Here is a 20879-nt window from a genome sequence, read left to right on the forward strand (position 1 = left end):
ATGGACCTGGTCGACTACCAGGAGTCCGTCTTCGCCGCCATCGCCGAGGAGTTCACCACCTACGCCTCCGAACTCGGCGTCCCGGAGATCACCGCCATTCCGATCTCCGCGCTCCTCGGCGACAACGTGGTCGAACCGTCCACCGCCATGGACTGGTACGCGGGCCCGACCGTCCTGGAGCACCTGGAGACCGTCGAGATCAACCACGACGTCGCCGGCCGGCCCGCCCGCTTCCCCGTGCAGTACGTGATCCGCCCGCAGACCGCCGAACACCCCGACTACCGCGGCTACGCGGGCCAGATCGCCGCCGGGATCCTCCACGTCGGCCAGGAGGTGACCGTGCTCCCGTCCGGCAGGACGTCGACGATCACCGCGATCGACCTGCTCGGCACGCGCGTGGAGACGGCCTGGGCACCGCAGTCGGTCACGCTGCTCCTCGCCGACGACATCGACATCTCCCGCGGAGAACTGGTCGTCCCGGCCGACGCCGTGCCCGACAGCAGCCAGGACGTCGAGGCCACCGTGTGCCATGTGGCGGACCAGCCGCTCACGGTGGGCCAGCGTGTACTGCTCAAGCACACCACCCGCACCGTCAAGGCGATCGTCAAGGACATCCCGTCCCGGCTCACCCTTGACGACCTCTCCCAGCACCCGAACCCGGGTCAGCTCGTCGCCAACGACATCGGCCGCGTCACGGTCCGCACCGCCGAACCGCTCGCGCTCGACTCGTACGCCGACTCGCGCCGTACCGGCTCGTTCCTGCTGATCGACCCGGCCGACGGCACCACGCTCGCGGCCGGCATGGCGGGCGAGTCCTTCTGATTCCGACCTGATCCCGACGTACCCGCCCTCGGACCGGGCGGCGAGCAATGAGCCGAAGGAGAGTGTGTGTCCAGGATCTTCGGGGCGTTCGGCGCACCGAACAGCGCGGTGGAACTGAACGCGGTCGCCGGGCGGCAACTGCACGGCGGCCGCGACGGCACCAGCGTGCTGCGCGGCGACACATGGTCCCTCGGCTGCAACAGGCTCGCCGTCCTGGATCCGTGCGGCGGGGCCCAGCCGTACCGGTGTCCGCGGCTCCCGGGCATCGCGGTGGTCTTCGACGGCGAGATCTACAACCACCACCAGCTGCGCCGCCGGCTGCGGGCCCGGGGGCACGTCTTCACCGACATCTGTGACGGTTCCGTCCTGCCGGCCCTGTACGCCGAGCACGGCACGCGTTTCGCCGAGCACCTGGAAGGCATGTTCAGCATCGCCGTGATCGACCTGCGCCGGCGGCCCCGCCTCGTGCTCGCGACCGACGACCACGGCATGAAGACGCTCTACCACCACACCGCTCCCGACGGTTCGGTGCGCTTCGCCTCCGAGCTGCCCGGCCTGCTCGCCTTCGGCCAGGTCCCCGCGGTGGAACGGGCCGCCGCCCTGGACGAGTACCTGTCCGTGGGCACGTATGCCGACGACCGCACGGCCCTGGCAGGCATCAGAACCCTGCCGCCCGGCACCACGGCCGTCGCGAACGGATTCGACGGGCTGCACCTGCACCGTCGTACGCCCCCGGCACCGGCCCCGGCCGCGGCGCAGCCCCCCGGCGGGGCGGCGGACCTCGGCGACATCCTGCGCGGGGAGATGGCCCGGCTCACCCGCGCCGACGTGCCCGTGTGCGGCGTCGTGACGGAAGGCGCGGACTCCCATCTCGTCAACGCCATGGCGACCCGCCAGCTCAGGGAACTGGACGGCGGCCCGCTGCACAGCTTCCACGTGGTGTACCGCGGCCGCTGGCACTCCTCCGTCTGCGCCGCGGCCCGGCGGAGCGGGACCCTCCATCACGACGTCGTCCTCGACCCCGACGAACTCGTGGAACTCCTGCCCCGCACCATCTGGCACCTGGGCCAGCCGCACGCGGATCCCGCGGCCCCCGGCCGCTACGCCCTCTTCCGGGCCGTCCGCGGCGCCGGCTACACGGTCGCGCTGACGGCCGCCGGAGCCGGCGAGCTGTTCGGCGCGCACGAGCGCGTGCGGCACGCCCTCATGACCCCACCGGGCCGGCCGTGGATCGGCCCGTACCTGGACTCCCTCGCCGGCGTGCCGCGCTCCCTCCGGACCTCCCTCTACAGCGCGGACTACCGCGACTACCTGCGCTTCCGGGGCACCGCCGCCGACCGGCTCGCCGAGATCCTGCGCGCCGGAGGCGAAGACCGGCTCGGCACCCTGGCCACCGTGGAGACCGGCTGGCGGCTGCCCGCCCACCAGCTCCGCCAGATCGACCATGTGAGCACCGCGTGGTCGGTGGAGGCCCGCTTCCCTTATCTCCAGCCCGCCGTCTCCGCTTTCGCGAGAAGCCTCTCCGCACACCCCGCAACGGGCGATGACCTGATTTTCCAGACAGCGCAGCGCTATCTTCCGGCGAGCACGCTCCGCCGCAGCGCGCGCAGCACCGACGTCAGCGCGGACGAGCTGCTGCGGCCCGGCTCCGCGCTGATGGACCTGGCCCAGGACATCCTGCGGGAGACCCATCTCGACGAACGCTGGGACCCCGCCGCCGTCTCGAACCTGATCTCCACCCAGGCGAGACACCCCGCCCCGGACACGGCCGCCGCCCTGTGGGCGGTCCTGGTCCACGAGCTCTGGCGCCAGGAACTCCGCGTCCTGCGCCCGGCCGCCGTGCACCACCGCGCGCTGCCGGAGCCGGTCGCGGCGTAGCGTCACCCGGCACGTTCCTCACGGACGCGATCGCCTGGCGTGCGGTCAGACGCCCGTGCCGTCCGGTTGCGTTGGGGTGCGGAGGGCGAGGATCGCCATGTCGTCGTGGCCGTCGCTGGGGTGGTGGTCGGCGAGGGTGTCGACGAAGTCCTGCAGGGGCAGGCCGATGTAGGTGAGGGCGAGTTCGGCGAGCCGGTCCAGGCCGTCGTCGACGGAGTGTGCCGGGTGCTCGGTGAGTCCGTCCGTGTAGAAGACCACGGTGGCTCCCGGCGGCAGGGCCTGAGTGTGGTCGGGGCGGGGCAGTTCCGTGCTCACGGCCAGCGGCAGGCCGGGCTCGGCATGGAGGTATCGCGCCTGCCCGTCCGGGGTGATCAGGAGTGGGGGAAGGTGGCCGGCAGTGCTCCATTGCAGCGTCCAGCCGTTCTGCGCGCGTTCGATGCGAGCGAGACAGGCCGTGGTGACGGGCAGGTCGGTGATGGCGTGGAGGGTGCGGTCGAGCTGGTGGAGGATGGCGCTGGGCGGCGTGAGCCGGTCGTAGAGCAGGGCGCGGAGCATGCTGCGGGTCTGTGCCATGGCGGCGGCCGCGTGCAGGTCGTGGCCGACGACGTCGCCGATGACCACGGCGCAGGCGTTGTCGGGCAGCCAGATGGCGTCGTACCAGTCACCGCCGAGGTGGCCGGGGGCGGTGGCGGGGCGGTAGACGGCGGCGCCGGTGAAGGGATGCAGGTCGGGCAGGGTGGGCAGCAGCAGGCGCTGGAAGCGCTCGGCGCTGCCACGGACCTGTTCGAGCAGACGGATGTTCTCGATCGCGATGCCCGCGGCGCCGGCCAGGGTGACGATGACGTCCTCGTCCTCGTGGTCGAAGGGCCGCCCGTCACCGCGTTCGGAGAGGTACAGGTCGCCGTAGATCGTGCCCCGCACGCTGATGGCGACCCCCAGCAGCGTGCGCATCGGCGGGTGACCGGGCGGGAATCCGACGGATGCGGGGTGGGAGGCGATGTCGTCGACCCGCAGCGGCTGAGGGTTGTGGATCAGGTGCCCGAGAACCCCGCGCCCGTGCGGCAGGTCGGTGCCGGCCAGGTCGGCGCGCTCGGATTCGGACAGGCCGACGGTGATGAACTGCTCCAGCGCCTCACCGGTTTCGTCCAGGACGCCCAGCGCCCCGTAGCGGGCACCGGTCAGGTCCATGGCGGTGGCGACGACGCGGTACAGCACCGCGGGCAGATCGTCCTCCCGGCTCAGGGCCAGCACCGCGTCCAGCAGGCCCTGCAGCCGGTCCTTGGCCGTGGCCAGCTCTCGCAGCTTCTCGGCGATCTCGTCCAGTTGAGCGTCCAGCCGTTGTCCGGGCGGCACGTCAGGAGTCCGCGCCTGCCCCGATGGCTCTTCGCCTCCCGCGGTCACGGGCGCCCGCCTGCCCCGTCTCCGGCCGCGGCGACACTCGGTACGGAATGCATGAGGAGCATCGTGCCAGCCCGGACCCCCGGGGCCGGGCGTTGGCACGAAGCGTGTCTCGGCGTGATCTCAGCGACGCCCTGCCGGAAGGTGCTGCGAGGCGCCAGGCGTGGCAACCTGGATACGGAGCCTCCGACCAGGTCGCCCGATGTGGCGACGGCGTTCTTCTCGAAGGAGCCCGAACCATGGCCAGCAACGTCAGTGCGCCGAGAGGGGCCCGGACCACTCGAAGGCCGTTCGTCACCGGCTGGACGGTCTTCGCAGCCGTCATGATGATCTTCGGTGGTGCCATGGCGATATTCGAGGGGATCGCCGCCATCGCCAAGGACGACCTGATCGTCATCACCCGCGACTACACCTTCAAGATGAACACCACCGGATGGGGCTGGATCCACCTGATCCTGGGCATCCTCATCGTCCTGGCGGGCATCGCCCTCTTCTCCGGCGCCATGTGGGCGCGCGTCGTCGGCATCGCCCTCGCCGGACTCGGCATGCTCGCCAACTTCCTGTGGATTCCCTACTACCCGTTCTGGGCCATCATGCTGATCGTCATCGACGCCATCGTGATCTGGGCTCTGTGCGCCGGAATGACCAGAACGGCCGGACACGACTGATGCGCAGCCGCCGGCCCGCGACGCACGGAACCGGCGGCGCTTGCCGGCCCATCACGGTGTCCCGGTCGTGGAGGAGTTGACGTACCGGAGGGTTCGCCTCCCCACGGACGCCACCGATTGGGCACCCGTCAGAACTCATGCGGCTCCTTCCGTCGTCGGCCCCTGGATCACGGCGTGCCGGCCGAAGCTCGGGCCTCCGGTGTCTCGGCCGGTCCCTCCCGGAGGCCGGGCCGCCGGGCGGCCGCCTTCCGGTGCCAGGCGCCGTACCGCTCCGCCAGGAAGACGGCCGAGCCACCGTGCAGCAGAATGCTCAGCGCGATCGTCACGGCGACCACTCGCCCGAGAAGCGGGACCCCCGGCACGTGCTCCTCCACCACGAGCAGCCCGAAGACCACGGAGGCGAGCCCGCGCGGCCCGAACCATCCGACGTAGGCGACCGTGGGGAGGGCCAGACCGCTGCCCGCCAGGGAGAGGGCGACCGGCAGCATCCGGACCACGGTGAGGCTCAGCAGGGCGTAGGTGATGACCCGCCAGTCCAGCTGCTCCAGCGCCGGACCCAGCAGGACGGCCCCGAAGACCAGGAAGCTCAGGCACGCGAGCAGCTCCGCGAGGTGGTCGCCCAGGTCGGCGGTGTCGTCCTCGGCGGGCGGCGGCATCGCCGCCCTCGCCTCCTGCCGGAGAGAGTCACCGAACGCGAAGCCGGCCACCCACGCCGCGATGAACCCGCTCCCGTCGGCGGCGACCGCGAGCGTGTACGAGCCCGCCGCCACGGCCAGGACGAACACCTGCCGCCAGCCGTCGTCGACCCACCCGTTCCTGCGCGCCCGGCGCAGCACCCACCCGCCGATGCCGCCGACGGCCAGGCCCAGCGCGGTGCTCAGGAGCAGCGCCCGCAAGAAGACCCCGCCGGTTCCCTCCTCCGCCGCCGTCGTGCCGGGCAGGCCCGCGAGGAACAGGACGAAGAAGGGCAGCGCCATGCCGTCGTTGAGACCACTCTCGACGTTGAGTCCCTTGCGGACGAGCGGCGGAACGCTCGGGCTGGAAACCGCCGTCTTGCCCAGAGCCGCGTCGGTCGGCGCCAGGATCACACCGACCAGGGCGAGTTCCCAGGCGGTCAGACCGGGCAGCAGAGGCCATGCCAGGAGCCATCCGGCCCCGATCGTCAGGGGGAGGCCGATGCCCAGCAGGCGACCGGGCAGGAACCCGCCGAGGCTCAGATCCCTTCGGCGCACCGACATCGCGTCGGTGAGCAGGACGAGCGTCAGAGTGGCCTCGACCAGGCTCAGCACGGGCCCCGCGTCGTGTCCCAGATCGAGAAGGCCGAGCCCCAGCGGGCCGATCGCCACTCCGCAGGCGGTGAACACCATCGGCGCGGACACGACGGTGGTGGCCAGCCGCCGTGAGACGAGCGCGTACGCGGCCGAGACGGCGGCCACGGCCGCACCGGTCCACGCGCTGCCGCTCACCTTGACCTCACCAGCGCCGCCGGGCACCGGTCCGGAGACGGCCTACGGCACAAGGCACCTGACACGGTCTCTGGCACTCGACCACCCATCGGTGAAGAACTCAGGAGGCCATTCATCATCGGACAGCGGCTGCTCCGCGCACGGCAGCGACATTCCAGCTCGGCGCGTCAGGTCTTCGCACCGTCCTCCACGGCCCCTGGTGCAGCCGACATGCGAACACTCGGCCGATCGGACCAACAAGCGCTCCGGCACCGGGCCGCCTCCGATGAGCTCTGGCAGAGTCGAAGGGTGTGCAGCGAACCCGGTGAACCGGGGAGATGCCATGAGTGAAGCAGGAGACGGCACCCGCCCGAATGGGGTCGCATGAGGCGGCCCGAGCAGCACGCCGAGGGCGCTGGACCGTTCACCACGCGGCTCACCTGGCGGCCTCCCGACGGCGGTACCGCAGTGTGGGAGTCCCGGCCCGCCCGGCGTCGCGGAATCATCGCGGTCCACCCGCCCGGAGCGGCCACCGCCCGGCACGCCGGCGCGGACGACACCGCGCTCCGCCGCCTGCGCAGGCTCAACGCCGTCGCCGCCACCGCCTTCGTCGTCGGCGGCATCCTCTTCGCGGCGGGTGCCGCCGTCGCCCAGTTCGGCTCCGGCGACGCCACCACCAGCGCCTGCGTCTACTTCGCCGGTGGTCTGTGCTTCAACACCGGCGGCTACGTGTCCCTGCTCCAGGTGATCAACGCCCCGCGCCACACCCCCGGCGGCGCAGGCGCCCTGGTCACCCCGCGCTGGCGGTGGTGGAGCTACGAGCCCGCACGGGTCGACTGGCTGAGCACGTTCGTCCTGTTCGCCGGCACCCTGGTGTTCGCCGTCGACCTGCTGGACTCCTTCCTGCAGGGCCTGACCGTGCAACAGATCAACCGGCTGATCTGGGCGCCCGACGTGATCGGCTGCGTGCTCTTCCTGATCTCCGGGCACCTCGGCCTCGTCGAGGTCTCCCACGGCCGGCCGCGTCTGCTGCCGCACGACCTCGGCTGGTGGATCGTCGCCGTCAACCAGCTCGGCTCCGTCCTCTTCATGGTCTCGGCGCTCGCCGCCTTCACCCGCCCCGCCACGGGCAGCCTGGTCAACGCCGACATCGCCAACTGGGGCACTCTCACCGGCGCCCTCTGCTTCTCCGCCGGCGGCGTGCTCCAGCTCTTCGAACGGCCGTGAGGCGTTGAGGTGACACGGTGACACGGTGACACCAACGACGCGTGACGCGTCCGCGCGAGGGTTTCCAGGCGATCATCGACCCAGGGTCATTGCCGGAAGGATGCATCATGCGGTCGAGGGGCAGATCCCGAGGTGATTCGGGCGACAACCACGTGCCACGGACCACCGCTGAGAGCGCGCCGCCGAGCAGGAACGCCCGGCGTACGCGGCGGGCCGCCGAGTGGGGCAAGGCGAAGTACTCCGGGTCCTGGGCGGAGAACCTGTGGCACCGGCTGGACGCGGTGGATTTCCTGAACCGGGCCATGCTGCTGGCGGCCACGCTGCTGTTGTGCGCTGTCCCCTTCATGCTGATCGTCGCCGCTCTGGCCGGGCGGTCGGCGGTGTCGTTCCTGAGTGAGCGGCTGGGCCTGAACCACGAGGCCGCCGCCGAGGTCGGTCACCTGTTCACCTCTTCCACGGCCACCACCTCGGCGGTGACCGGCATGTCGTGGGTCTTCTTCGTCCTCGGCGGCGTCGCATCAGCCTCCGCGTTCCAGATCCTGTACCAGCAGGTGTTCGAGGTCCGTCCGCACGGCGCACGGGACAGGCTGCGCGCGGTGGTCTGGCTGGCCGGGGTCGTGGCCTGGACCGCCGTCGGCACCACGGCCGGGCACGAGTTGCACTCCGCCGCACCGGCCGCGTGGTGGGTCGTCAGCATCGCCGCGACCATCGGATTCTGGTGGCTCACGATGTGGTTCCTGCTGGCCGGCGAGGTCGCCTGGCGCAGGCTGCTGCCGTGCGCCGTCGCCACCGGCGGGTTCTGGGTCGGCATGCTGGTGGTGTTCCACTTCGTCTTCTCCGGCATGGTCATCAGCTACGACCAGAAGTACGGGCCGATCGGGGTGGTCTTCGCCCTCATGTCGTTCTTCATCGCGATCGGAGTGGTCATCACCCTGGGCGCCGCCGTCGGCATGATGTGGCACGACCGCGGCCTGTCCTTCCGGGCCGCGCTCAAGAAGATGCGGCGGGCATCATGACCTCTGCCCCCGGCCCGGCGGGCCCGGCCCAGGCCGGCGCCCGGCCCTCGTTCCGCCGCATCACCTGGACCGTGCTCCGTGTCGTCGGCACGGTCGCGGTGCTGGTGACCGCGTACTACCTGCTGCCCCTGGACCGCGGCTCCATGGCCGCCGCCCTCGCCACCCTCCTGACCGGGCTGGCGGGCTTCGTCGTCCTGGTCGCCGTGCAGGTCCGATCGATCCTGCGCTCCCCGCACCCGGGGCTGCGCGCCGTCGAAGCGCTGGCGACCTGTGTCCCGTTCTTCCTGCTGCTGTTCGCGGGCGCGTACGTCGCGCTGGCAGCGCTGTCGCCGGGCAGCATCGAGGAACACCTCTCCCACACGGACGGCCTCTACTTCACCGTCACCGTGTTCACCACCGTCGGCTTCGGCGACATCACCGCCAAGAGTCAGGCAGCACGGCTGCTGGTCACCGTCCAGATGATCACCAACCTGATCGTCCTCGGCCTGGCCGTCAAGACCATTCTGGCAGCGGTCCGCCAGGGTCTGGACCGCAGGACCTCACCCCCGGACGGCCTCCAGGACGGGGGCAATGGACGCTGACGCCGGGTCCGGGCGCGGGTTCACGCCGGTCGCGACGGCGCTTTGGCAGTGCGCTCCCGCCGGCAGGGTGACCGCGAACGCCGCCGGCGACGGCCGGCCCCATGCCCCCTCCCCCCGTCGACGGATACGACTGGCGCCGGCGCCGGCCCGCGTCAGGCGCGGGCCCGGCGCCTGCCCCGGACGCGGCGCGGGTACGGGAAGAGCCGCGGCGAGCGCTTCGCGGCCACGTCCTCGACCCAGCCGAAGGTCAGCACCAGCAGTGCGATCAGTGGGATCGCCACCATCAACGGAAACCACTCGCTGGTCAGCAGCCACTGGAGGTGCTCGTAGAAGAAGCCGACGGACCAGAGGGGGTCGATCAGCGGGATGGCGGCCACCAGCGCGGTCTCGTGCCAGAGGTAGACGCTGACAGCGCGTGCGTTGAGCAGGCTGACCAGGCCGTTCCAGCGTTCCAGCGGTCGGGGCCACTGTTCCCAGGACGGACTGACGTGGAGCAGGATGGCGACGAAGCCGAAGGACCACAGGGCCTGGGCTATCGGCCAGCTCTCGATGTCGGTGGGGACGGTCGGATCGACCGGTCGGGTCTCCAGGTACCACAAGCCGGCCACCATGATCAGCGGCGCGACGGACGGCACGACGTACTGCGGGATCTTCTTGAGCAGGCCCTCCTGGTGAGCCATGCCGAGGACCCAGCAGGAGCCGAACGTGGCGAAGTCGCTGACGGTCTCCCAGACCCGGCTGTAGACGAACTCCTGGTCGACGAAGAACGTGTTCATGACGATCGCCAGCGCGAGCGGCACGAACAGCGTCACCACCGGCATCCGCCGCAGCGCCCACAGCATCAGCGGTGAGAGCAGGACGTACCAGAGGTACGCGCGGAGGTACCAGAGCGGGACGATGACCTGCACCGCCCAGCCGTGCCCCACAAGATGGTCGAAACCGTTCAGTGATTCGGCGTACGGCGGAGTGCTCAGCGGCACGAGCCAGAACAGCAGCTTGCCCCACCACCAGTTGGGGTGCCCCTCGGCGTCGGGTCCCCAGCCGTCGACGATCTCGAGGGTGAGCATGACCGCGCCGAACAGCCACATCGGCGGCAGCAGCCGACGCAGACGGCCCCGGATGACGCCCAGGGCGGGACGGCTGAGCGAACGTGCCATCAGCGACCCGGCCAGCGCGAACATCACTCCCATCGACGGGAAGACGATGGGCAGCCAGAACCAGCCGAAGTTGTGGTAGAGCACCACGCGCATCAGCGCCAGCGCGCGCAGCAGGTCGAGATAGCGGTCCCGGCCGCCCTTGCGCGGGGACGGTGGCGACGGCTCGGCCGCCGGCTCCGGCTCCGGCTCCCGTCGCAGAACGGCGGGGATGCGCAGCTGCACGGTGTCCTGGGTACTTCCGAACCCGAAGGATGCGGTCACGGTCGGGCCTCCACTGGTGCGGCGACCTCGCCGGTGCGCCGGAGCTTCTGCCAGCGCAGTCGGCCACCGGTCAGCGCCGTGATCGTGGACTGCAACAGGACGATGTACATCAGCTGCCGATAGACCAGCTGCTGGATCGGCAGGCTGATCAGATGCAGGGGCTTCTCGCCGTCGAGCCGGAAGGCGTACCAGGACAGCGCGGCCTGGAGCAGGATGAAACCGCCCCAGCTGGCGAGGGTGATCGGGGCGTCCGCGAACAGCACGCCGTACAGCAGGAACATGTCGACCAGCGGCGCGAGCAGCGGGGCGACCACGCCGAACAGCACGACGAGGGGCAGCCCGATCCGGCCGAAGCGCCCGGCCGGACCCCGGGAGGTCACGGCGCGCCGGTGCTTCCACATCGCCTGCATGCTGCCGTAGCTCCAGCGGTACCGCTGGGACCAGAGCTGCTGGATGCTGGCGGGGGCCTCGGTCCAGGCGCGGGCGCGCTCGGCGTAGACGATCCGCCAGCCGTCGCAGAGCAGCGCCATGGTGATGTCGGTGTCCTCGGCGAGGGTGTCGTCGCTCATCCCGCCGACCCGCTGCAGGGCCTCCTTGCGGAAGGCGCCGACCGCGCCCGGGATGGTCGGGATGACGTTGAGCATGTCGTACATCCGGCGGTCCAGGTTGTGGCCGAGGACGTACTCGATGTGCTGCCAGGCGCCGATCAGGCTGTCGCGGTTGCCGACCTTGGCGTTGCCCGCGACCGCGCCGATCCCGCGGTCGGCGAAAGGCTGGACCAGCTCGCGCACGGTGGACGGCTCGAAGACGGTGTCGCCGTCCATCATCACGATGATGTCGTGCGACGCGGCCGCTATGCCGGTGTTGAGGGCGCTGGACTTGCCGCCGTTGACCTTGCGGATCAGCCGGACGAACGGCAGGTTCATCTCCTCGACGATGTCCGCGGTGCCGTCCGTGGAGCCGTCGTCGATGACGATCACTTCGATCGGATGGTCACTGACGATCAGGGAGTTGAGGGTGTTCGCGATGCACTCGCGCTCGTTGTAGGCCGGGACGAGGACGGTGACCGGCTCGGTGACGGGTGGTCCCCCCGTGTTCCGCCGCCGGTGGCGCCGGGCGTGGAGCGGGGCGAGGACGAGCATCAGCGCGAAGCGGCCGAAGTTGAGGAAGCCGACGACGGCCAGCAGCGTGACCAGCACCGGCAGGGTGAGCACGGCGGCCTCGCTGGCCCAGATGAAGCACTTGCCCGCCCACAGCTGGTAACCGCGCACCGGCACGGTGGCGTTGGTGGCGCCGAGCGCCTCGGAGACGGTGGTGAAGCGGTATCCCTCGCCCTGCAGCTTCACGATGATCTGCTCGAGGGCGGCGATGGTCTGGGTACGGTCGCCACCCGCGTCGTGCAGCAGGATCAACTCGCCCGCGCCAGGCTTGCGCGGCATCGCCGCCTTGACGATCTCGTCGACGCCGGGACGCTTCCAGTCGTCGGTGTCGCGGTCGATGAACGCGGTGAGGTAGCCGTGCGCGCCCACGTACTTGATCACCGGGTAGTTCCAGTCGTCGAGCGCCGAGGCGTCGGAGGAGTACGGCGGACGGAACAGCGCGCTGTGGACGCCCGCGACGCCGGCCAGCGCCAGTTGCGTCTGCGCCAGCTCCCAGCTGATCCGGGCGTGGGACTGGAACGCCAGATCGGGATGGGTGAAGGTGTGCACGCCGATCTCGTGGCCGTCCGCGACGATCCGCCGGATCAGCTCCGGGTGGCGCGTGGTCATCGCGCCGGTCACGAAGAAGTCCGCGCGGACGTTGTAGGCCGCGAGCAGGTCCAGGATCTTCGGGGTCCAGTCCGGCGAGGGGCCGTCGTCGAAGCTCAGGACGACGGTGTGGTCGGGGATCCGATAACTCACCGGGCGCTCGTTCTTGGTGCCGCGCGCGTCGATGACCGGGCCGCCCTTGAGCAGGTTCTCCGGCACGGTCGTCTTGTCCACCGACGTCGCGATCCGGGTGTCGTGGAACGCCTCGTTGGTGGCGAGGCCGCGCAGCACGAGGAGTGCGAGCAGGCAGGCCAGCAGGGACAGCGGCATGAAGAAGCGCAGCGGCGGCGCAGCCAGTCGGCGCGGCCTCAGCAAGGACTGCCGACGACGCTGGTGGCGGGACAAGGGCGCTCCTGGAGATGGGTGGTGCGGACGATCAGGCACGCTCGGCCGCCCCGCAGGCGTTGCTCAGGGCGGCACGATGGTCGCGGTATGTCGTGGAATGTCGCGAGGTTCGGCGTGCTGGCCGAACTCTTCGCGTGAGGTGTCGCAGACCGCGCCCTCTAGGGCCAGGAGGGTGACAGGGGGCCCCTGGTGGGCAGGTACGAGGGTTTCGGCGGTATCCCCATCGCCGGGGCCTCCGACTGCATGCCGATCAGGCTGCTGCCCATGGCGGCCGCCAGGATCGCGCCGACCACGGAGACCGGCCAGCCGAAGCGCCGCAGCAGACGGCTGCGCAGACCCGACTGGTCGACGAACACCGGTGCCGGAGCAGGCTCCCCGTGTCGTGATTCGGCCATGCCGGGCTGTGCTGAGTAGACCGATCCACGCCCGGAGGATGTGGCGACTTGGCGCATGACTTGTGGCCTTTTTGTGCAGGGTGGGGAGACCGCTGAAGCGTAGAGCGGACCGTAGCGAATCGCCTGAATCGATTGGTGAGCGATGTACGTATTTGGCACAGTCCGATCAGACGTCGTAACCGGATCGGTATCTCAACGGTCCGTGCTGGACCCTCGGATGGCCGGGTCGCGAGCGCGAGACGGGATGGCTTGAATCCTTCGCTAGGATGACCGCTCGATTCATGCGATCAGCGATGGATCCGCATGCAACGGGCGTGTCCAGTCACCGCCTCTACGCCCCAAGGAGCCCGTGTGAGCCAGCCCCGCCGCACCTCTCGTCGCCGAGCGTGGACCGCGCTCACGCTGCCCGCCCTCCTGTGCGTACTCGCCGCGTGTTCCGCCGACCCGGCGACCGGCGGGGGCGCCGACGCCGCCGGGCCCGCGCGGGACGCCTCGCCGACGCCCACCGGACCGCCGGGAACCCTGTTCGACGACTTCGACTACACCGGCGCCGACGACCCTTCCTTCGCCGCGCACGGCTGGGAGGTCCGTACCGGCGGGGGCGGCCCGGGGATCAAGGGCACCTGGAGCGCCGACGGCGCCGCCTTCCCCTCCGACCCGACGGCCGAGGGGGGCAAGGTGCTGCGACTGCGTTCCTCCACCGACGGCACCGGGCAGGGCACCACGCAGGTCGAGGCGCAGACCACGAGCCGGAACTTCTTCAGGGGAACCTTCGCCGCCCGGGTCCACCTCAGCGACAAGCCCACGAACGGACGCGACGGCGACCACCTCGTCCAGACCTTCTTCCCGATCTCGCCGTCGGACTCCTCGGAGAACTACAGCGAACTCGACTTCGAGTACATGCCGAACGGCGGCTGGGGTTCGGTTGGTCCGCAGCTCGACAACGTCAGCTGGTACAGGGCCGACCCGCCGGACCGGGTTCACGACACCCTCAAGCGGCGCCTCGATGGCTGGCACACCATGATGATCACCGCCATGGACGGAAAGGTCACCTACTCCCTGGACGGCAAGGAGCTCTTCACCAGCTCCGGCAAGTACGTCCCGCGCGAGCCGATGGACATCCACTTCAGCAGCTGGTTCATCGACCTCCCCTTCACCGGCGGGCCGCGCGACTGGGACATGAAGGTCGACTGGGTCTACTACAAGGCCGACGAGGCCGTCTCCCGGGCGGACCTCCAGAAGACGGTGGACGGCTTCCACGGCACCGGCACCGACTACGTCAACACCGTCCCGAAGCCCTGACCCCACCTGCCGCACGGTCGTCGGGGGGGCGGCCATGTCGCTTCGCGGTGCGTGCCACCCCGGCCCGGTCGGCGACAACGAGGGGCCCCTGCCCTGACCTGCGGTCATGTTAGCGTCAGGCCGTAAAGCGAGGGGTGTTCTCAGCCGGGCGACGGTGTGCTGGGGGACCAGGCCGCAGGCCGCCCTGGAGTGATGTCATCCGCGCCCGAGCGGCCGACGCTCTCCCGGTGGCGACATTGGACGGAGACGAGTTGTACGGGCGTGATGGTGAACTGCGGTTCCTGTCCGACTTTCTCTCGCGATGCTTCGATGGGGCGGGTGACGCCCTGCTGCTGCGCGGCGAGGCCGGTATCGGGAAGACCGCCCTCCTCGGTGCCGTCAGGGACGTCGCCCTCGCACGTGGCGGCCGGGCCTTGTCGGCGCTCGGCGTGCAGTCCGAAGCCTCCGTTCCCTACGCCGGGCTGCACCAGCTGCTCGCTCCGGTCCTGTCCGAGCACGCTCCGTCCCTCCTGGAGCCCCAGCGGCGAGCCCTGTACGCGGCCTTCGGCATGAACGACAGCGCCGCCCCCGGGATGTTCTCCGTCGGGCTGGCCTCACTGGAGCTGATCAGCAGCCTGGCGGACGAAGCCCCCGTCGCCCTGCTGGTCGACGACGTGCAGTGGATCGACCGAGCGAGCAGCGAGGTGCTCGCCTTCGTCGCCCGCCGCCTTGAAGGGGAGCGGGTCGCCCTGCTCGTGGCCGTCCGTGAGGGCCACGAGAGCGTGCTGAACGACGCCGGCCTTACCGATATGCAGCTCCACCGGCTCGATGACGGCGCGGCGGCGGCGCTCCTGCAGGCACGCGCACCCGGGCTCGACCCTTCGGTGCGCCAACGGATCCTGGCCGAGGCCGCCGGCAATCCGCTGGCACTGGTCGAACTACCGACCGCGCTGCGCGGGGACGGCAGCGCCCCACCGTCGCTGCTGCGCTTGGTGCCGACCACGCGCCGCCTGGAGCGGTCCTTCCTCTCGCGTGCCTCGGACCTGCCCGAGCTCACCCAGACGGTTCTGTTGGTCACCGCCGCCGACGACGTCGGCGACCTCGCCGAGATCATCGAGACCGCGAAGGTCCTGGTCGGCGGTGACGTCTCGGTCGCCGCCCTGGAGCCTGCCGTCGACGCAGGGCTGCTCGAGATCCGCAGGCACGACGTGCACTTCCGCCACCCTCTGGTCCGCTCAGCCATCTACCACGCCGCCAGCCCCTCCCGTCGGCTGAGCACGCACGCGGCACTGGCGAAGACACTGGCCGGACAGCCCGAACGCAGGGCTTGGCACCGTGCGGCCGCGACCCCCGGGGTGGACGACGACGTGGCGCTCGAACTCGAACAGGCCGCCCTCAGGGCACTGACGCGAGGTGCCCCGCGTGCCGCGGCCGAGGCGCTGCGGCGGGCGGCACTCCGTAGTCTCCCCCAGACGCACAGGGGCCGGCTCCTGTTGCGGTCCGCGGAGATCAACTTCGAACTCGGCGAGGCCGCCACGGCACACCAGCAGCTTGCCGAGGCACAGTCGGCGGAACTGCGGACCGAGGAGAGGCTGCGCCTGATCCTGTGGAGCGAGGTACTGAACCACGAGAGCTGGCTCAGTACCGAGCGGGTGAGGGCGTTCGCCGACGTGGCGGACCAGCTGGCCGGTGCCGACACCGCAGGCGCCGCACTCGCGCTCAACGCGCTGTGGCCCCTGTCCATCAGGTGCTGGCACGACAATCCGACGCAGGAGACCCGCGACCTCTTCGTCCAGGCGGCGCGGCGGCTGCAGCGGCACGACAGCGACCCGATGGCCCTGTCCGTCGCCGCCTTGGGCGACCCCGTCGGTGAAGCGGCCCGGATCATCGACACGACCACCCGGATCGCTCCGGGGGTCGTGAACGACCCGGCCGAACAGCATGCCCTGGGCTCCTCGCTCACCGGGATCTGGGCGCTCGACCTGGCCTGGCCCTACCATGGCGCCGCCGTCGACGGCCTGCGCCGGCAGGGACGCCTGGGGCTGCTCGGCGAAGCCCTCGTGTGTCAGGCGTGGGCTGCGCTCCACCTCGGCAAGCACCGGCTGGCGCGCACTGCGGCGGACGAGTCCCGGCGGCTCTCCCGCGACACCGGCCGCCCCCTGTGGGCGTGCGCCGCCGACCTGGTCCTGGCCACCCTGGCGAGCGAACGCGGGGAGTCCGACACCGCGGACGAACTCATCCGGACGGCCGAGGCGGAACTGCTCTCCGCCGGAGCGCACTCGATGCTCGGTTTCGCGCAGTTCGCCAAGGGGCGCCACGCCATGGTCAACAAGCAGTACAACGACGCCTACGAGCAGTTGACGCGGGTGCTGGATCCGGCCGACATCACCTACCACCCGGTCCTGGGCGCCTTTGGCACCGCGGACCTCATCGAGGCCGCGGTCCGCACCGACCGCACCGACGAGGCGGCGCACCATCACGCCCAGCTCAGTGCGCTGGCCGAGAAGACGACCGCCTCGCTCCTGAAGGTCATGGCCATCTGCACCCAACCCCTGGTCGTCGCCCCCGGCCAGGCGGAGGCCTGCTACCTGCGGGCCCTCAACGACAGGCTGCTGGTCAACTGGCCTTTCCACCGTGCCCAGTTGCAGCTGTCCCACGGGCGGTGGCTGCGCCGCCGGCGCCGCATCCTGGAGGCCCGCCGACCCCTGCGGGCGGCCGTGGAGAGCTTCGACGCGCTGGGCGCCACCGTGTTCGCCCAGGACGCGCGGTCCGAACTGCGCGCGGCGGGCGAAGCAGTCCGCAGGGCCACACCGTCCACCGCGGACAGCCTCACCCCGCAGGAACTGCAGATCGCCAGGATGGCGGCGACCGGTATAACCAACCGCGAGATCGGGACCCGCCTGTTCATCTCCCACCGCACGGTGGGCCAGCATCTTCGCCGCATCTTCCAGAAGCTCGACGTCACCTCCCGCGGCCAGCTGCACCTGGCCGACCTCGGAGGCGAATAGCTCTCCCCCGTCTACGGGACCCGGTTGCGCCTCTCGGCCGCACACCGACAACACCGCGGAGCTCGTCGCCCCGCTATGCCGCCGGGCGCGGGAAACCGTGCCCGGAGTGCACGCCACTAAGCGTGTTGCGGTCGCGGCCACTCGTGATCACGACAGGTCCTGCCATTCGCGGGGACTCATACCGTATTCGTGCCGGAAAACGCGGCTGAAGTGCGAAGCGCTGGTAAAGCCCCAACGGTTCGCCACCGCCGACACGGTGACCCTTCGGTTCGGTGTTCGGGCCAGGTCGCGCCTGCAGGATTCCAGCCGGCGCTGCCGCAACCACTGACTCACCGTGGTGCCGTCGTGCTGGAAAATCCTGTGCAGGTAGCGGACCGATATGTGGTTGGCGCGGGCGATCGACTGAGGTGAGAGGTCCGGATCCGCCAGGTGATTCTGGATGTAGTTCTGGACCCGCGCGAGCATCTCGCTACGGGTGGCTGTGGTACCGGACAGGTCTTCTCGCTCCGTCGGGAGAAGTTCCATGACAAGAAGGACGAGCAGGTCCGCGGCTGTGCGGGTGAGCTGGTGGAGGACCCTCGGTCTGTGGCACTGCGCCCCGGTGACCAGCCCGGCCAGAAAGCCCGACACCAGAGCACCCAAACCGTCACCGCCACTCGAGGTCATCCCCGCGAGGCGATCCCGGTCCGCCTCCGACAGGGCCAGACAGCAGTGGGGCAGACGGAAGACGGTCACCTGGCCGTCATCGCCGAACCGCGGGGAGCGAGGCCGGCCTGGATCACAGAAAACGAGGTCACCGGCCTTCAAGGGGACCTCGTCCCCATCTGCGGTGATCAGCATCGTATCGGCGACCGTCAGTGCCAGATGGACGAATTCCTCATTCCCCGGAGACAGCGGGGAGACGGCCTGGATCTGCCAGGAAATCGTGGTCATGCGAGTTTCTCCGGTTGGTTCGAATCGCGGCCCGGAAGGAAGCGGGACCTGCACCGTTCGGTGCGGTCGAGGTCCGTTACCTTTCGGCGACCCCGTCGAGAATCGGTGTGACGGTGGGCAAGGCCTGCGGTCGTTCCCAGGATCAGGACACGCGCCACAGGCGGCCTCATGTCCTTCACTATGGCGGGAGCCTGACGTACAGGCATGCGTCACATGACCGTCGATACGACTACGCTCGTGGCCGCGTTCATCCACACCGAGACCGGCCCGGCCTTCGGCGGCCGCGGGGCGCAGAGCCCGCGGACAGGGCCGGGCCAGCCGCCTCGACGTAGACCTGCGCCAGTACCGGCCGGGCCAAGTGGACCCTCGACGTCACCGAGAGCTTGCGGAAGATCGACGTCAGATGCGTGTTGACCGTGTGCGGAAACACGACAAGGGGCGCGCACAGGTGGGCACGCCTTCGCCGCGCATCCGCGGGCCGGCTGCGCGGCGACGCGCAGGGGACCCGAGCCGCTCCATGATGTCGCCGAACGGTCGGCCGAGCCCGACGTCCGGCAGATCACCGCAGCCGGCGCCGCACCGGCCGGCCACCTCAGCGCGTTCCGTGCGCCCCGGCCCCTGCCGAGCCCGATCGTCATGGCCCGCTGACGCGGTCAAGGGGGGGTGATCCCCAAGTGGTCCCGGGAAACGATCAGGGGCCGTTTCAGATTGCTCTGAAACGGCCCCTGATCTGCGACTCTTTCGAGTCGGGACGACAGGATTTGAACCTGCGACCCCTTGACCCCCAGTCAAGTGCGCTACCAAGCTGCGCCACGTCCCGGTGCCCGTCTGACCTGGGGTTTCCCCGGCCGAACGCGCATGAGAACAATACCGCACTTCCGCGTGTGCTCACGAACCCGTTTACCGCCGGCCACTGCAGCGTGCGCCCGCGTGCACGCTCCGTGACATCGGCCCCTCACTCTCCGTAATACGCCTCCGCGCCACCCCCGCGCTCCCACGCGCCCCCGCCGGGCTTCCGACGAAGGATCCGCGGCCCCGGAATCCCCGCGGTTCCGGGGCGCGGAGGTCCGGGCACGCTTCCGGAATGCCACCCGTTCGGGTGATGAAGTGGCGTATGAGGCGACTGAGACGCCCTCGGCGCCATATGCCCAGGAATCTCTTGCCGTTGGCATGTGGCAGAAAGAAGCTCCTGGGGAATGCCCTTCCCGCCGGACCGAGCAGGCCAAGACCACGCGAAACACAGTCGGAATCAAACGTCAACCAGTCCTGTTTCGGACAACCTTGGTGGCGATATTGATCCGCCCCGTAAAGATCAACACCATGAAGTGTCGGCCTGTTCGGGACGGGACCACTGCCGATGCTCCACCTGCTCGGACCACTCGACGGGCAGGCATTTCGCAGGGGAGGACTCGAATGGACGGCTACTTCAGCAGTCGGCTGCATCATCAACTCCGGGAGGAGGTCCGCGACTTCGCCGAGCGTGAGGTTCGGCCACGGATACCGGAGATGGAAGCGTCGCGCACCGTGCACCACGAGCTGTCCCGGCTGATCGCCGAACAGGGCTGGCTGGGTGCGACGATCGGCCACGAGTACGGCGGCATGGGCGCGGGCCATCTGGCCAAGACGATCATCATCGAGGAGCTTTCCCGGGTCAGCGGCGCGATGGGCGCCATGGTCCAGGCCTCGCAGCTGGGCACCGCCAAGATCGTGCACTTCGGCAGCGACGAGCAGCGCAAGACCTGGCTTCCGGCCATCGCCGCCGGCGAGTGCCTGCCGACCATCGCGGTGACCGAGTACGAGTCCGGCGGCCACGTCCTCGGCATGGAGGCGAGCGCGGTCCGCGACGGCGACGACTACGTCCTCAACGGCCGCAAGGTGTACGTCGGCAACAGCCACGTCGGCGACCTCCACGGTGTCGTGGTCAGGACCGGTCCCGGTTCGAAGGGACTGACCGCCTTCCTGGTCGAATCCGATCGCCCGGGGTTCAGGACCGGTCCGCAGCAGACCTCGATGGGTCTGCACGGCTTCAGCTTCGGCGAGCTCATCTTCGAGAACTGCCGGGTGCCGGCCGCCAACCGGCTCGGCGACGAGGGCGACGGCCTCTCCGTCGCGTACTCCTCCAGCGTGCTCTACGGCCGGGCGAACCTCACGGCCGTGTCCCTCGGCATCCACCAGGCCATCCTGGAGGAGACCACCCGCTTCGCCACCGAGCGCATCCGCTACGGCGAGCCGCTCGCCGCGCTGCCCACCGTCAAGCTGAAGCTGGGGCAGATGCAGTCGCGCCTGATGACGGCCCGGCTCGCCGCCTACCACGCCGTGCATCTGCTCGACCAGGGCCTGTCCTGCGACACCGAGCTGATGAACGCCAAGCTGGTGAACGTCGAGTCCGCGATCGACTCCGGGCGCAACGCCATGGAGATCCACGCCGCCGCGGGCCTCTTCACCGACCGGCCCATCGAGCGCTACCTCCGCGACGCGCACCACATCTTCGCCCCCGCCGGCACCTCCGACGTCCAGCTCCTCCGCCTCGCCGAGGTCGCCCTCGGCCAGGACAAGGGCAGCTGGTCCGAGCGGCTCTCCGACCTGGTCCGCACGCCGGCCCCGGAGCCCGTCCACGCCTGACGGCCGCCCCTCGCCGTCAGCAGAAGCACCGTGC

At 70.3% G+C, this 20879-nt stretch carries 16 protein-coding genes and 1 tRNA gene; 9 read left to right on the top strand and 8 right to left on the bottom strand.

Features of this window, described 5'->3' with window-relative positions; all coding sequences use genetic code 11:
- Both ACWEV0_RS12955 and ACWEV0_RS12960 read left to right on the top strand, forming a co-directional pair.
- A partial coding sequence (locus ACWEV0_RS12955) for an elongation factor 1-alpha C-terminal domain-related protein (RefSeq protein WP_453149079.1) occupies positions 1-822 on the top strand: 822 nt, incomplete at its 5' end.
- Between the two features lie 66 nt (positions 823-888).
- Entirely contained in the window at positions 889-2700 is a 1812-nt protein-coding gene (locus ACWEV0_RS12960; RefSeq protein ID WP_453149080.1) for an asparagine synthetase B family protein, read from the top strand.
- Positions 2701-2745: 45 nt separating this feature from the next.
- Here ACWEV0_RS12960 and ACWEV0_RS12965 read toward each other — a convergent pair whose 3' ends face one another.
- Entirely contained in the window at positions 2746-4053 is a 1308-nt protein-coding gene (locus ACWEV0_RS12965) for a PP2C family protein-serine/threonine phosphatase (RefSeq protein ID WP_453149082.1), read from the bottom strand.
- Positions 4054-4337: 284 nt separating this feature from the next.
- On the opposite strand from ACWEV0_RS12965, the gene ACWEV0_RS12970 reads away from it, so the two are divergent.
- A complete protein-coding gene (locus ACWEV0_RS12970; protein WP_453149084.1) occupies positions 4338-4766 on the top strand; it encodes a DUF7144 family membrane protein in 429 nt (142 codons plus the stop codon).
- Positions 4767-4933: 167 nt separating this feature from the next.
- Here the strand turns inward: ACWEV0_RS12970 and ACWEV0_RS12975 are convergent, their stop codons facing one another.
- On the bottom strand, positions 4934-6232 hold the full coding sequence (locus ACWEV0_RS12975; protein ID WP_453149086.1) for a cation:proton antiporter: 1299 nt from the start codon (positions 6230-6232) through the stop codon (positions 4934-4936).
- 363 nt (positions 6233-6595) lie between these two features.
- On the opposite strand from ACWEV0_RS12975, the gene ACWEV0_RS12980 reads away from it, so the two are divergent.
- The 3 genes from ACWEV0_RS12980 to ACWEV0_RS12990 all read left to right on the top strand — a co-directional run bounded on the left by ACWEV0_RS12980 (position 6596) and on the right by ACWEV0_RS12990 (position 9035).
- The gene (locus ACWEV0_RS12980) at positions 6596-7438 is read left to right on the top strand and encodes a hypothetical protein (protein ID WP_453149088.1); all 843 of its coding nucleotides are present in this window, start codon (positions 6596-6598) and stop codon (positions 7436-7438) included.
- Between the two features lie 152 nt (positions 7439-7590).
- Positions 7591-8454, top strand: a complete 864-nt coding sequence (locus ACWEV0_RS12985) for a YhjD/YihY/BrkB family envelope integrity protein (protein ID WP_453149089.1) — start codon at positions 7591-7593, stop codon at positions 8452-8454.
- Positions 8451-9035, top strand: coding sequence for a potassium channel family protein (locus tag ACWEV0_RS12990; protein ID WP_453149090.1), 585 nt, complete (start codon positions 8451-8453; stop codon positions 9033-9035). The genes ACWEV0_RS12985 and ACWEV0_RS12990 overlap by 4 nt, the downstream gene beginning before the upstream one ends.
- Positions 9036-9187: 152 nt before the next feature.
- On the opposite strand, the gene ACWEV0_RS12995 is transcribed toward ACWEV0_RS12990, so the two are convergent.
- The 3 genes from ACWEV0_RS12995 to ACWEV0_RS13005 all read right to left on the bottom strand — a co-directional run bounded on the left by ACWEV0_RS12995 (position 9188) and on the right by ACWEV0_RS13005 (position 13001).
- Positions 9188-10453, bottom strand: a complete 1266-nt coding sequence (locus ACWEV0_RS12995; RefSeq protein ID WP_453149092.1) for an acyltransferase family protein — start codon at positions 10451-10453, stop codon at positions 9188-9190.
- Entirely contained in the window at positions 10450-12531 is a 2082-nt protein-coding gene (locus ACWEV0_RS13000) for a bifunctional polysaccharide deacetylase/glycosyltransferase family 2 protein (RefSeq protein WP_453149189.1), read from the bottom strand. Before ACWEV0_RS13000 ends, ACWEV0_RS12995 begins: the two co-directional genes overlap by 4 nt.
- A gap of 233 nt (positions 12532-12764) precedes the next feature.
- Entirely contained in the window at positions 12765-13001 is a 237-nt protein-coding gene (locus tag ACWEV0_RS13005; RefSeq protein WP_453149093.1) for a hypothetical protein, read from the bottom strand.
- Between the two features lie 351 nt (positions 13002-13352).
- On the opposite strand from ACWEV0_RS13005, the gene ACWEV0_RS13010 reads away from it, so the two are divergent.
- Both ACWEV0_RS13010 and ACWEV0_RS13015 read left to right on the top strand, forming a co-directional pair.
- Entirely contained in the window at positions 13353-14303 is a 951-nt protein-coding gene (locus tag ACWEV0_RS13010; RefSeq protein WP_453149095.1) for a glycoside hydrolase family 16 protein, read from the top strand.
- A gap of 227 nt (positions 14304-14530) precedes the next feature.
- Positions 14531-17290, top strand: a complete 2760-nt coding sequence (locus ACWEV0_RS13015; RefSeq protein WP_453149097.1) for a helix-turn-helix transcriptional regulator — start codon at positions 14531-14533, stop codon at positions 17288-17290.
- A 147-nt stretch (positions 17291-17437) separates the two neighbouring features.
- On the opposite strand, the gene ACWEV0_RS13020 is transcribed toward ACWEV0_RS13015, so the two are convergent.
- The 3 genes from ACWEV0_RS13020 to ACWEV0_RS13030 all read right to left on the bottom strand — a co-directional run bounded on the left by ACWEV0_RS13020 (position 17438) and on the right by ACWEV0_RS13030 (position 19043).
- Positions 17438-18223: an AraC family transcriptional regulator gene (locus ACWEV0_RS13020; RefSeq protein WP_453149099.1), complete on the bottom strand. Its 786-nt coding sequence runs from the start codon at positions 18221-18223 to the stop codon at positions 17438-17440.
- 247 nt (positions 18224-18470) lie between these two features.
- Complete coding sequence (locus ACWEV0_RS13025; protein WP_453149101.1) at positions 18471-18653, bottom strand: LuxR C-terminal-related transcriptional regulator; 183 nt, start codon at positions 18651-18653, stop codon at positions 18471-18473.
- A gap of 316 nt (positions 18654-18969) precedes the next feature.
- Positions 18970-19043, bottom strand: a tRNA-Pro gene (locus ACWEV0_RS13030).
- Between the two features lie 593 nt (positions 19044-19636).
- On the opposite strand from ACWEV0_RS13030, the gene ACWEV0_RS13035 reads away from it, so the two are divergent.
- A complete protein-coding gene (locus tag ACWEV0_RS13035; RefSeq protein WP_453149103.1) occupies positions 19637-20845 on the top strand; it encodes an acyl-CoA dehydrogenase family protein in 1209 nt (402 codons plus the stop codon).
- Positions 20846-20879 lie beyond the last annotated feature (34 nt).

It is taken from the genome of Streptomyces sp. NPDC003943 (genome assembly GCF_053605265.1).